The following is a 13,105-nucleotide window of genomic DNA, read 5'->3' as shown; positions in this document are numbered from 1 at the left end:
TGGATCAGCCTCGTTCCACTCAGCGTTACCAGTCGAGCCCACGCAGTGATGAGCCGTCTCTGGTCAAACGCATGTATGAGCTGGTGCGGTCACGGCCCCGGTTCGGCTATCGCCGGATCGCCAGGCTGTTGCAACAGGAAGACTGGCAGGCCAGTTTCACCCGTGTGTACCGTTTATGGCGTCGGGAAGGGCTGAAAGTGCCTCAAAAGAAGAGAAAACGTCGCAGGACAGGTGACTCCCGGAATGGTTGTCACCGGCTGCGGCCAGAACAGAAAGATCATGTCTGGTGCTGGGATTTTGTGTTTGATCGAACCTCATCGGGCAGTTCCCTGAAGTGGTTTTGCATAGTCGATGAATTTACCCGGGAGTGTCTGACTTTAAAGGTTGATCGGAGCATTCGCAGCGAGGATGTGATTGATACTCTGGCTGAACTGTTTTCTTCCAGAGGAGTGCCGCAGTGCATCCGGAGTGACAATGGTCCGGAATTTGTCTCCTGGGCAATTCAACGCTGGCTGAGTCAACTAGAGATTAACTCGTTATATATCGAGCCGGGAGCCCCCTAGGAAAACGTTTATGCGGAAAGTTTCAACAGTCGATTCCGGGATGAATTCCTGGCAGTCGAAGTGTTTGAGAGTCTGGGAACAGCCCGCAGGCTCACGGCTGCCTGGAAGGAAGATTACAACAGACAACGCCCACACAGTTCGCTGGGATATGTTACCCCGGCAGAGTTTTCGAGTCGCTGTGCAGTTTCCAATCGGGCTGCGCCCTCATTCCAACTGCACAGCGAAATTACCTAAACCAACCTTCATAAGATCTGGTACAGGTTTTTCAGGCAGGTCAACTCGGCATCTCCCAGGTCTGCCGTCAGACTGTGAAAAATATCATCAAGGAGGAAGAGGTCGGACCGAGTCCGAAGCGAAGTACCGGAACCTGGGACCAGTTTCTCAAAGCTCATGCGGAAACACTCTGGGCCTGCGATTTCTTTACAAAACGAGCCGTGACACCTCGGGGGATTGTCGATTTGTACGTGTTGGTTTTCATGCATCTTTAGACGCGTGAAGTCTTTGTGACACCCTCAACGCGAAGGCCGGATTCTGCCTGGGTCACGGAACAGACCAAAGTGTTCGTAAACCACGTTGCCAACAGGGATGAGAGGCCAACCTGCCTGATCCATGATCGAGACACGAAGTTCTCAGTTGAGTTCAAGCAGTTTCTAAAGAACAAAGACATCCAGCCGAAGAGGCTGTCGATCCGATCTCCCAATCTGAATGTCCGGATCGAAAGGTTTGTGCAAACGATTAAATACGAAGCCCTGAATCATTTCATCGCATTCGGTCAACGGCATCTCGATTATCTTGTTTCGGAGTTTGTTGATTATTACAACAAGCATCGAGCGCACAGTTCACGAGAACATCTGCCGCCCTGCTGTGCCGAGCCGCCGCCGGAATTCGAGACGATCAAGCTTAATGAGATCCATTGCGAGGAACATCTCGGCGGGCTGATCAAGTCGTACAAGCGGATTGCGGCGTAGATCAAATCAATAAGCAAGTGATTTCTTCACGCTCACCGTGCGCGAGTTCGCTTCGAAAAGGTCACCACCAACAGTCCTACAGGGCATACGTCTGCCAACCCACGTCAGTTCTTTCACCAGATTTTGTTTTCAAAGATCAATTGGTTGCGGGACTTAACGGTTGACAGTCCTTTTGTACCCGACGAGACCACTCGAGAAAACGGATATTAATTGGGGCCGAAAGTAATTCAGTTGGCGCCGTACCATAGGCCTATTGTTCAAGTGGCGTACCATTTAAGTCCTGCCCTTGGGGACTGGTGAGAGCAGCATATACTTTTCCGTCAATGTCTGCTGATAGAGACTGAATGTGTCCATCACAGTATCCAACGTTAACGCCTCTTTCGTGCAGTGAATTGGGAAAAGGGCACTCCCCTCGGGCTGAGTGATTCCGACGTTAATCTTACTTGAACCTGAATTCGAGCGATTATAATCCACGTTTCCGGAAGCACAGTTGCCATTCAGGCAGGGATTTCCTATATAAAAGCTGGTGAGATAGGGATTCGGCGAAGCCCAGTTGGCTGAATCAGCTCTGGCTGGATCATACCCCCTACGAATATTCTCAGAAATCAGCATGGTATTGGATGCACCATCTGTAAGACTGGACATCTGATGGTGACGCTTGGCCCGAATAACCCCTTTCCACGTTTCGTTGAAAAACAGTCCCATCTGGAAAAATATTTCCCGATCTGACGGTGTTCCATCCCCCTCCGTAGATGAGTTGCATGTAATCCCGTTTCCATTCAAATCCAGCATTCCTGATGAAGGACCAACTGGACAGTCATGGAATCCACCAATCATTGCAGAAAAGCCGACACCACTGCTGACGACGTAAGTCAGATTTCCCTGGCCGGGGACTTCTGTGATATCATCAGGGCAGGTCAGGACAGGGAGATGCGTTTGGGCCAGGGGAGCGTTGACGGGATCTTTGTAGTTCCGGTCAATATCCCATTGATTGTACAAATTAGACTGATCAATATAAGGCAGAATGGCCACAACCCAGCTCCGAAAGGAGCCCCGCCTGTCGGAGTCCCATCTCCGAAATAACCACAAGCGGGGAACCGATTCGCACTGTCTGTCGCCTGCAGCAGTCCCAGACTTACGTTTCGCATGTTATTTAAACACTGCAACTGCCTGGCCGAGTTGCGTGCTGACTGAACCGCGGGAAGCGCCAGCGCAATAAATATCCCAATGATCGCTGTCGCTACCAATAATTCGACTAGAGTAAAACCAGCTTTCTGGTGAAAGGTCCCTGGTAGAGAACCGTGGTACACTCGTACGATATTTCCGGGTTTAAATTTCATCAGCTTGCGCCTCCAGCCACCAGGCGGCAAAGTAAGCCACTACAGCTACAATGACTACGGAATCTACAAAATACATCCAGTAGGCAAACGGGGAACATTCTCCCAGGAGCGGAAAGATCAGTTTGGCTTCAGTCGGCTTGCTTGAAGGGAAAATCATGTTCTGTTTCTCTGACCAGTTCAGTAAAAATAAAACCGTGATATTCGCTGTTACCAAAGCTGCCCCCACTCGGTATCCGAGGCGCAAATAGGGCGCTGCAATATAGACCAGCAGTGGTCCCAGCATAAGAACCGTCAGCAAGGAGCAGCCAGCATATGCCAGAAACAACAAGGGCGAGGTATATCCGATAAGAGGAAAATAGAGTTTCCCCTGCCCCATCCAATCGACAAATCCATAGATCCCCAGACTCGCACAGAGGATTAAAACGCACCCCAACAGCAACTTGCGAAAAGCAGGATGTTCCCGAAAGGAAAAACTGAATGTGGGGAGTATTTGTCTGGGATGCGAAGTCTGTTCCTGTTTGGGTGCTCGGGCATCGACGCGTTCGACAGCTGCATTCACCGTCGATGACCAGGTCTCTTCGGAATAAGCACCGATTTCAACATCATCGTTTAGATTGTCTGAATCGCTGAGCGCGACCTCAAGCTGTTCCAAACCGGTCGCTGATTCCGCGTTGCCGTCAACAGGCGCGTGAAGATTGACATGAATCTCACGTTGGGGGTCGAGAGGAACCGGAGGGATCTTGCTGTCTCTCAATGACAGCAGCCGTTTCAGCCAGCCTGGGCGTTCAGATTTTTGTTCCGGAAGTGCAGAAGCAGTCGACTTAGTTTCATCTGAATATGCCAGAAATACCTCTAGATCATTTTCATCAGCATATTCATTATCAAGGTCCATTTCTTCAGAGGAAACGGGAGGCAGGGTCTCCGGTTCTTTCCGCGCCATATAAAACAGGCCCACAACAGAATCTGCCCGTTGCCACTCATCCATATAGCTGGGACGTACCATGGTCTCAGGCAGAAGATGCTCTTCACGGACCATCTCCACCAAGTCGCGAAAGAGATATGGTCCCAGCTCTTCGTCAAATTGTTTGTAGAACCATTCGGTCGCCATTGTAAGCCATAATCAAGATGAAATATGTAGTACCTGTGCAATTTCTAACATAAGTTAAGCAAAATATCACCTTTTAGATCAAGTCAAATGTACACAATAGGCATCCCCCCCCTTCAAAATTCGTCCATCTCAATTATTGAATTAAAATCTATTTGATCCAAAAACACTGTTTGCATCCATTGAAATTAGCATCATGTTGTGCACAGATGCTATACACAAATAGAATACTTTTTATAACGGCACTGGCTCAAGAGACTATTCTTCGACGTGATAGATGTATATTGAATATCCGGCCCTGGCAACTGGCTCAAATTTCTGGAAGTAGGCAAAGCCATTTTTAGGCTGCTTCCATCCATATCCTTTTAGATAATTGACACTGATGGCATACCAGCCGGGCGGGGGGATAAATTCTCTGTCTTCACTGATAGGGGGAAGCGGTGCATCGACTCCAAGGGCCTGGATATCAGACTGTCCGTAATAATTAAGAGTTCCATAATAACAAACAAAAAGCGGGCGGGCTTCCGGGTGCAATTCACTCCATTCCTTGAGATATTTTAAATCCTGTCCCCAGTCAATATTACTGTTGATTAGATGATTGTGACCATTCAAGGGGCCTCCCGCGATTTCATTAAAATATGAGAGACTGTGTGGGAAGTAGTATAGACTACTGGCAACTGCCCAGACCAATCCTGTCAGTAAAGTAAAACCGGCCAACTTTGTATTATGTGATAACCATTCCGCTGACTGGCCCATCCAGACAAAGAGAAATGGAAATACAAGTAACACATATCTCAGATGATGGGAAAAGCCTGTCTGGGAGCTGACTAACACAAAAATCACAACGACCGGAACCAGGAGAACGATCACATTTCTGATCGACTCAATATTTTTCCAGTGAAGCACAGCCTGAAAAGTAGCCAGAATCAAAATGACCCCGTATCCCAAGGGGACTTTAATACCCATTGCATAAAGATAATAATACCACCAGCCACGATCTCGAAATTCACCTCGTAGGTACGACTCGCGACCAAAATCCTCAAAATCCCGTTTCTGAATGTCGATCCCCAGAAGGTAATTCCTGGGGACCGGAACAGGAATTTCACCCAACCAGGAATCTGTAAATCGATTTGATGGTTTGTTAGATGAGAATGCCCCGTCATTGCCTTGATCAATTTCTGTCGCTTTCAGGCTCTGACTTACGAATTGAAACTCTTTCAGTCTAGTAAAAGAACCTTCAAAAAAATATCCTGTATTGAGAATGTAAAGTCCGATCCCCAGAATAATAGCAAGCTGACCAAACTGCTTTCTCAAGAGTAAAATCGATACTGATTTTCGATCCACGAACAACCAGATGCCCCACATCAATGGCCAGAGCCCAAATAGAATGATCCAAGTGCCTTTTGAAAGCAATGCAAATCCTAGCGTCAGCCCTGCGAGACCAGCGTCTGACAAATGCGATCCCTTCAACCAATGCCAGAAATAATAGCCCGATATCAGTCCCAGAGTCGATGCACCGCAATCCGGAGTAATACATTGCGCGTGAGCGAGGATATTAGGCGAGAAACACCAGCAGGATAGTGCCAATATTCCTGAAAGGAAGCCATATAGCTCTTCTGCCCAACGATAACAGAAGTACCCACCCAACAATGTAAAAGGGAGACAGGCCCATCGGGCTACAGTAAAGATCCAGTAAGCATCTTCTCCATTAGCTATGACAAAATCACTTCCAATCTTGAAGACTGGCCGCGCTCCTGGTCTTTCATGAAAATGACTCCAGTCGGTTTTGATATCCATAAAACAGACGGGAATTGTAGCAATCATTCTTACGAATGGTGGATTTACTCTGTAGAGTTCGAACCGTTGATATTCCCAATGACTTAGTCCTGCTACCAGATGCCCGGGTTCATTGAGGTTGGGGCTGTGGCGCGTGGCACCGTAGGCAACCAGAACTGCATGGATCAGTAGCAGAGAGGCGACAATCAATTTTTTGTGGGAGAACTGTTCCATATTTAACCACTTCAATTGATGTATGTTATAAAAACGGCATCCTTTTAAATACAATATGTGCGTGGGATCAGAGTCGGGCAGGATTAATTCGATTTAGCTCTGATATCAGGAATAGGGGGGCCTGGTGCATTTAAATGACGATGCCGGTGGAGGGCCAGAGCCACTAGACAGGAAAGCAGACACCCAGCGATATTTAACATCGTGACCCACCAGACGCTTAATGAAAATGAAAAAGATATTGCCACTATCAGATACATTAGTACCAGTCCCAGACAATAGATCGTAAGAGAATTTTTCCCGCATACGACAAACGGATAGGCCATACGGGACTTCCAGAAGGGATCGTCTATTGAAGTCAGCATATTAACCAAATAAGCCAGTGCCAGAAAATTGATCAGACGCTGAGGAGCAAGCATCTGCTTGGAAAGGAAGGAATGGTCAAATGGATCTTCTACAATAGATTCGGCCGCTACCAGTGAACTCAGTAAGGGCTGCACCACATTTAAAAAGACTACCACCCCTAAGATTATCAGTGAGATGTATCCTAAGAATCGAAAACGGTTCAGTACTGACTTTGCGAAATCTGGTTTAGAGCCAATACTGATGCCAATAAAAAAAAGGAACTGCCAGGCAAAGGGATTGAAGTGAAAAAGTCTGATCTCTTCCAGCAACATGGGAACGGTGAACTCGCTAAAAAGATGGCTGCATAGATACAAATTTATCGACAAGAGCCAGGCTAGTAGTTTGTTCGATTGAAAGAGTAAAAAGTTCAGTGGGATTAAAGACATAAAGAAGATAATGTAGAGCCTCAGGATCCCAAAACCATAAGGCTCGAATAACAAGGTGCAGGCATAAAGCATTGTCTCCATCGGCTGAGAAATAAAAGGAGCCAGATGCAATCGATCTGAAATCGGAGTATTAAATAAGGCAAAAGGTATGCTGATGGCGAGACAGCAGATGAGAGTCAGAAGAGTGACAAAATAAAGACTGATGCCGCGTTGCACTGACTTGATGAAACATGTCAAAGTTCCCTGCACTTCATAGATCCGATCATAAACCCTGCCGTATAAGTACCCAGAGAGAAAGACAAACACTTCAGCAGCGTCACAATATCCAACACTTTTCAGAGTGAAACGACTCAGCATTTCGAGCCCTAACCGACTTTCCACGTGATCAACCAGAATCATCAACAGGGCAAGACCCCGAAAGAAATCAATCCTGAGATCACGGGTAATCTTATTCGTCAATAATTTGGGAGAATTCTGGGTGAAAAGCCTGGATCCTGACATCAGTCGATAACCTTAGGCGTGAGAAACGAACAATACGTGCTGACCTGTGCCTGACGGACGATGATCTGATCCAAGTGATAGAGCGAGGTACAAAGCATTGTGATTCTTATTCGAAAAAGTTTTGAATTGTCTATTTCGAGTTTGAATAGACTCAAAACATAATCTTAAGGCAACCCATTAGAGGCTTCTGACTTGAGATTCACCAACTGATTCTCTGAAATCACAGGTGTTCGAGGGGGATAAAACCAACCGTAGTAGGTGGGAGTCTGATAATAGAGCACCTGTGATCTCCTCCAATTCATCAGGAGACTGGCCATTGTCTTTGCAATACTAGGTCGAGTTTGTGTCAGATCATGAACTTCACCAGGGTCTTCGGACAAGTTATATAGTCGGGCCAGTTTTTTTCTACTGTCATAGATAAACTTCCAACCTGTCCCACTGATAATCGCATCTGAACCACTCAATGTGGAGTTACAGTGGACGAAGGCCAGACGTCTGTCATTAGGAGGGCATTCTGTTGAAAGTACATTGCACCCCTGAAAGCAAGAATGCGGCTTGATTTTCAACAGGCCACAAATTGTAGGCGTGATATCAATTGCCTGCGTAAGATAATCATTCGTTCCTGCCGGTAACAATTCTGGATTATGCATTACGAGAGCAACACGCAACACTGGCTCATAAGGATGACCGGCATGGGTTGGAAATCCATTTTCATAAAATGCTTCTCCCTGGTCGCCGGCAATAATGAGGATGGTTTTTTCACTCAATTTCTTTTGTTTTAGAAATGCCACCAGTCTTCCGATTTGTTGGTCCACATAATGCAACGAATTGTAATATGCATTTCGCACAACCGGAATTTTTTCTCTGGGGTATGAAACGAATGAGAGATCAAAATCCAGAGCGGAAGGCTGAAACGGCCCTGGCTTTCCACCTGGTATTTCATAAGGAAAATGAGATGTTTGAAGATTCATGCAGAGCACAAAGGGTTTATAATTTTTCTGCTGGTTTTCAATCCAGTCGAGGGCATGTCGCATTGTAACTGCATCATCCAGTTTCCCCGCTACATCGGCTCCTTCGACATAGCGCTTGAAGCCCACGTCTTTTGTCGAAGTATAGGTTGGTCCCTCAAAACTTCGAGAATCGAAAAATGTATCGAGGTTGGGACTTTCAAGAAAAGCATTCATATGCCCCCAAGTCTCATTCTGTGAAGAATAAATCGCAGTGGCATATCCATACTGTTTAAACACATCATAGATCATCGACTTCGGCCATGGATCAGATTCCGAATAATAATGATGTGATTCAGATCGGAGTGGGTAGAGTGAACTGAACAGGCAGGGATCAGCGTAGTTGGAATGAGTACTTTGCGCATAGCAACGTGTAAACTGTAGTCCACTCATTGCCAGTCGATTCAGGTGCGGCATGACTTCCTGTCCCTGATGGCGTAATGCCACGACATCTTTTCTCAACGCTTCAACGGCAATGAAGATCACCGAGTATTCTGTCAGAGACTCGCTCCCAATTTTCTTTTGTTGATCAATTACTTTTCTTCTGGGGCCTAATTCCTGCTCTGAGAGTTTTCCTGACATCAGGGAGTTCTGATCTTGTTGGAAGAGGGGTTTGACTATCAGGGTCAGTAATGGATTCAATCTTGACTGCAGTTCGAAATTGGCTGATACCCTGTCGTTTTCCCACCATTCTCCTGAGGGGGAATATTCTTCTCCATTCCCGCCAGTTAAAAGGATAAATGCTGCTATATCAAAAGTGATAAAAAGAGTAATAAAAACAGACGCGTTAGATCTAGTTCTTTCTTCTTGGGCTCTTCTTACACTCCTGACAGATTGGAAGTGAGCGATAGCGAGTAATGAAATGCAAATTGTAGCTACTGTAAATAGTGTGATTTTCTCTGCCTGCCAAATATATCTGGCTATCATCTTGAAGTTATTGGCTCCAAACCTCATGGCATCTAAATCAATGAAAGTTCCCGTTCTCCAGTAAAAGATCCAGCTAGAGATATAAAAAAAACAGATCACCGATATCAGGATAAAAGTAAAACTCAAACCCAAGCCATTTGGGCCTTTTCTCAATGACTTTCCAATGATTAATTTCCAACCCCACCAGCACATCCAACTGAAAGAGATCCAGCTCAAAAAGAGAAAGAGTGCTAGAGCGCATCTCGCGCTCAATGTTAAATCAGAATTGAACCAGAAGCTGGTTTTGCATTGCGAGTGTAATAGTAGTTCGAGAATTGCAATTAACGAAAATACGATTGCCAGTCCATTATTTGGATAAAGACGGGTATAGAGCGATAGGGTCCGATCACATTTCATTTATCTAAAACTTTTTTCCAAAGAATCAATTTAGTAACGTTTGATGAAATAGTTCAATGAAAAGAATTTGCAAGCATGCTAATGAACTGGATTTACGGGCAGTCTTTCATAGGTCTTCATTTCTGCTAATAATCTGCCCGCCAAATTATTTGTGATGGAGAAAGAAATACTCCATCTCTTGGAGATTGGATGTGTGCACATAGACAGTTTTTTGAGGCATGTGAATGAGGGTCGAGCATTTCGCACCAATAATTATGTTGTTTCAAATTATGAATATACCTACTTGATCATTTGGGCACAATTGAAATGAACTGACGTACAACGAGTTGGCTCGCAAAAAAATTATACTAAAACATTGTTATAAAGAGTATGTAAATATGCCCACCCACACCGATATCTGAGTCATTTGTAATGCAAGAATGATCGTCCGCGCACATCATTCAGCAGTGGGAGGTTTGCGGGAGTGGCTATTCTTACAAAATACATATCTTCTGTAATGGCCAGGGAATTCCGCTGGGAATCACAGTCACTGCGGGGCAGATTAATGAACTAAGGAAACGCAGGCCATCATCGCCGCACCAAATGGCACTTACAAAGTGAGCCAATGATCGCAGGGTGAAATCGCTGGTGGAGATCATGAAGAGCGAACGACTAACCTGTTAAATCCGTCCTGCAAATCTCACGCTCCCGCCCAATGACTGACCACAAGAAGTATCTCACATATACGACAGCTCTTAGACCGATTTGACTCCGTCCGTGATTTTCTTACTGCGATACTCGCTTCCTGCAGTTGCCACGGTATCTCCTGGCCGATCCCAAAATACATTTCATTAAGCGTCTGCCCCTGGAACGTGGAATGTGGTTAATGCGTGTAGTATTGCTCGACGTCGAAAGCCAACAGGTTTTCTACCGCTAGTAACTCCGCTCTTAAGTTAGTTCCCACCAGAACGTTTTTTATGCTGTTTTCCCGATTTCTATAGACTGCCAGATTGCTGGTAATAAAATGCTCTTCCAAGGTTTGATTGGGAATCTCACCTCACCTACCAGAACCAGGGAAGAGCCAATGTCAGGCAAGGCTGCCCGTATTGAATTGACGACGTGTATGCGCGAAATTCTAACCATGTTAACTCAGCAGAGGAATGGCAGACAGGAAATTATTGTCCGGGCCCGGATAATTTTACTCGCCTTTGAAAGGCACAAAAATCAAGCCATTGCGGCGATCGTGGATCGATGTTCGAAAACCATCGGACTCTGGAGACGTCGCTGGCGGGACTCTTTTCCAGCACTGCTGCAGATGGAGTTTGCCCTGAACCGAAGTGCCTATATCCGGGCCATCATGGATACACTCAGTGATGCACCTCGCAGTGGATCACCGGGGTGTTTCACCAACCAACAAATCATAGAAGTGATTGCCCTCGCCTGTAAAGATCCCCAGAACAGTGGTCGCCCGGTGACTTCCTGGACGGGAGCCGAGCTGGCTGATGAAGCACAACGACGTCAACTGGTCGATGCGATTTCCGCCAGCCATGTTAACCGTGTCCTGCGCGAAGTGAATCTGAAGCCGCATCGCAGCCGTTACTGGTGCAACACGACTGAACAGGACCCTGAAAAGTTTCAACGCGAGGTAGAGACAGTCTGTCGAACCTATCGGGAAGCACAGCAGTTAGCTGACGAGCAGCGAACGCACACGGTCTGCGTTGATGAAATGACCAGCCTGCAGGCCAACGAACGGCGGGCTGAAACAAAACGGGCACGTCCCGGACAGCCGGCCAGAGAAGAGTTTCAATATACGCGACATGGTACCGTCTGCGTGACTGCCAACTGGCATGTAACACAGGGACAACTCCTGGCCACGACGATTACCGAAACACGTGACAATCATGACTTCGCCCGACACATCGCACAGACCATCGCCACTGATCCACAGGCGGGCTGAGTGTTCGTGGTCGATTCCTGGCGAACTTCAAAACCACCCAACATTGCTTAATGGGAAATCAGATCTCACTGGCTTACAGACAAAAACATCCTTACACACCAAGAATGGATATCAAATCGTTTTCTAATGCAATAACATGGTATCGAGATGGAAGAAATCAGCTTGAGTTGAAGATTTAGTCAAACTTGTTGATTTCATATTCCTCTAGCACTAGATGGCAAATTCACATAATATCAAGCTATCGACGAGAGACTCTTAACTAATAATGCCTTTTATTTTTGTTAAAGTTTCTTTTCATTAATGAATAATGTCCTTATTTTGTTATGCGTTAATTATTATTCGTGAAAGTGATGATGATGAAAATACTTAATACAAAAACAATGTCGTTCTATTTTGTATTTTTCTTTTCATCTCTCTGTTGTGCTCATCAAAAGAATGTGAACGAGGTTGAAAGTCCACAACTGGAAAATTTCTTATCAAAATGGGAAAAGATTTCTACTTCGATTAGAAGTTATCGGGGATCTTATCAAAGGTGCGTGTTAGACAACGTTTATAAAACTGTCCAGCTTTCAGAAGGTAAGTTTTATTACGATAAGTCTAATTGGTCTCGTATTGATACTGATTTTATTGATACTGATTTTAAAAAAACTCTTTATAACACTAATGATAAATCACAAAAGTACGTTTTAAATGGCACGCCTTATAAAATTATCGAGGGACTAAAAAAAAAATGGATATGTGATTCAAAAAAAATCGTAATAATAGATGATCTGAATCAAACTTACACAAAGGTTCCCTTCGATTCAAATTATTTCTCATCAGATTTTTTAGAAGGTCCTCTTCCATTTTTTTTTGGAATGTCGACTGCAGAACTAAAGAAGCTTTTTTACTGCAAGCTTCTAAAAGAAACTGAGAATGAGATAACATTGACATTCTCACTTCGGAATCGATTAAAAAATGACAATCATATCTCAATAATCACATTTAATAAGAAAACAATTTTGCCAATCGAAGCTCAAATCCATTACCCCAATTATGGTCAAACATTTTTGTACAAATTCATCAATATTGAGATAAACAGAGGAACTCATAAGAGGAATCTATGGCTTAGCGAGTACTTTGGTGGTGATAAATTACCTTTCGAGATAGACTTGTCAGGACATAGCGAAAAAAAAGTTGTGATTCCACCTTCCGGTTTTTGTGTAGTGCCTTATGTTCTAGGGTTTAATCATCATGATGCCAATAAAATCCTCAAGCGATCTGGCTTAAACACAAGGTATAAACTCCCAGAGGGGCAGACGAACTTAAAACAGAAAAATTCCCTTATTGTACAACAGCAATCACCATCCGTGGGAAAGCTCGTGAGAGAAGATGCTTCTGTCTACCTCGAGCTCATTAGTGATTAAGAGAGTATGGCCTGCCAGCCTTCCCGCTGCAGTAGCCTGGCGATCCGGCGATAGCCGAACCGGGGCCGTGACCGCACCAGCTCATACATGCGTTTGACCAGAGACGGCTCATCACTGCGTGGGCTCGACTGGTAACGCTGAGTGGAACGAGGCTGATC

The 13,105-nt window shown here is 45.3% G+C and carries 9 protein-coding genes and 3 pseudogenes; 5 read left to right on the top strand and 7 right to left on the bottom strand.

The window, feature by feature from the left end; translation table 11 throughout:
- The 3 genes and pseudogenes from RID21_RS28330 to RID21_RS28320 all read left to right on the top strand — a co-directional run.
- On the top strand, positions 1 to 563 hold a 563-nt coding region (locus tag RID21_RS28330; protein WP_350194833.1), incomplete at its 5' end, for a DDE-type integrase/transposase/recombinase.
- Between the two features lie 12 nt (positions 564 to 575).
- Positions 576 to 797, top strand: a pseudogene (locus RID21_RS28325) (integrase core domain-containing protein); the annotation flags it as partial.
- A 269-nt stretch (positions 798 to 1,066) separates the two neighbouring features.
- Complete coding sequence (locus tag RID21_RS28320; RefSeq protein ID WP_350194831.1) at positions 1,067 to 1,531, top strand: integrase core domain-containing protein; 465 nt, start codon at positions 1,067 to 1,069, stop codon at positions 1,529 to 1,531.
- 250 nt (positions 1,532 to 1,781) lie between these two features.
- On the opposite strand, the gene RID21_RS28315 is transcribed toward RID21_RS28320, so the two are convergent.
- The 7 genes and pseudogenes from RID21_RS28315 to RID21_RS28285 all read right to left on the bottom strand — a co-directional run bounded on the left by RID21_RS28315 (position 1,782) and on the right by RID21_RS28285 (position 9,605).
- Entirely contained in the window at positions 1,782 to 1,919 is a 138-nt protein-coding gene (locus RID21_RS28315) for an H-X9-DG-CTERM domain-containing protein (RefSeq protein WP_350194835.1), read from the bottom strand.
- Positions 1,920 to 2,059: 140 nt separating this feature from the next.
- Positions 2,060 to 2,620, bottom strand: a pseudogene (locus tag RID21_RS28310) (DUF1559 family PulG-like putative transporter); the annotation flags it as partial.
- 38 nt (positions 2,621 to 2,658) lie between these two features.
- A pseudogene (locus RID21_RS28305) lies at positions 2,659 to 2,871 on the bottom strand (type II secretion system protein); the annotation flags it as partial.
- Positions 2,861 to 3,979, bottom strand: coding sequence for a GYF domain-containing protein (locus tag RID21_RS28300; protein WP_350194829.1), 1,119 nt, complete (start codon positions 3,977 to 3,979; stop codon positions 2,861 to 2,863). The pseudogene RID21_RS28305 and the gene RID21_RS28300, both read right to left, overlap by 11 nt.
- A gap of 255 nt (positions 3,980 to 4,234) precedes the next feature.
- Positions 4,235 to 5,986, bottom strand: coding sequence for an ArnT family glycosyltransferase (locus RID21_RS28295; protein ID WP_350194827.1), 1,752 nt, complete (start codon positions 5,984 to 5,986; stop codon positions 4,235 to 4,237).
- A gap of 83 nt (positions 5,987 to 6,069) precedes the next feature.
- Complete coding sequence (locus tag RID21_RS28290) at positions 6,070 to 7,275, bottom strand: OpgC family protein (protein ID WP_350194825.1); 1,206 nt, start codon at positions 7,273 to 7,275, stop codon at positions 6,070 to 6,072.
- 164 nt (positions 7,276 to 7,439) lie between these two features.
- Positions 7,440 to 9,605: a sulfatase gene (locus RID21_RS28285; protein WP_350194823.1), complete on the bottom strand. Its 2,166-nt coding sequence runs from the start codon at positions 9,603 to 9,605 to the stop codon at positions 7,440 to 7,442.
- 1,063 nt (positions 9,606 to 10,668) lie between these two features.
- Here RID21_RS28285 and RID21_RS28280 point away from each other — a divergent pair.
- A complete protein-coding gene (locus tag RID21_RS28280; protein WP_350194821.1) occupies positions 10,669 to 11,541 on the top strand; it encodes a helix-turn-helix domain-containing protein in 873 nt (290 codons plus the stop codon).
- A 356-nt stretch (positions 11,542 to 11,897) separates the two neighbouring features.
- The gene (locus RID21_RS28275; RefSeq protein ID WP_350194819.1) at positions 11,898 to 12,947 is read left to right on the top strand and encodes a hypothetical protein; all 1,050 of its coding nucleotides are present in this window, start codon (positions 11,898 to 11,900) and stop codon (positions 12,945 to 12,947) included.
- Positions 12,948 to 13,105 lie beyond the last annotated feature (158 nt).

This window comes from Gimesia sp., from assembly GCF_040219335.1.
GTDB lineage: Bacteria > Planctomycetota > Planctomycetia > Planctomycetales > Planctomycetaceae > Gimesia.
Note: the sequence above shows the minus strand (reverse complement) of the source record. Positions and strands in the feature narration are given on the sequence as shown.

Bases quoted from the DNA above. Each gene is read 5' to 3' on its own strand.
- RID21_RS28300 (WP_350194829.1), bottom strand. From the start codon at position 3,979: ATGGCGACCGAATGGTTCTACAAACAATTTGACGAAGAGCTGGGACCA.
- RID21_RS28295 (WP_350194827.1), bottom strand. From the start codon at position 5,986: ATGGAACAGTTCTCCCACAAAAAATTGATTGTCGCCTCTCTGCTACTG.
- RID21_RS28290 (WP_350194825.1), bottom strand. From the start codon at position 7,275: ATGTCAGGATCCAGGCTTTTCACCCAGAATTCTCCCAAATTATTGACG.
- RID21_RS28285 (WP_350194823.1), bottom strand. From the start codon at position 9,605: ATGAAATGTGATCGGACCCTATCGCTCTATACCCGTCTTTATCCAAAT.
- RID21_RS28280 (WP_350194821.1), top strand. From the start codon at position 10,669: ATGTCAGGCAAGGCTGCCCGTATTGAATTGACGACGTGTATGCGCGAA.
- RID21_RS28275 (WP_350194819.1), top strand. From the start codon at position 11,898: ATGAAAATACTTAATACAAAAACAATGTCGTTCTATTTTGTATTTTTC.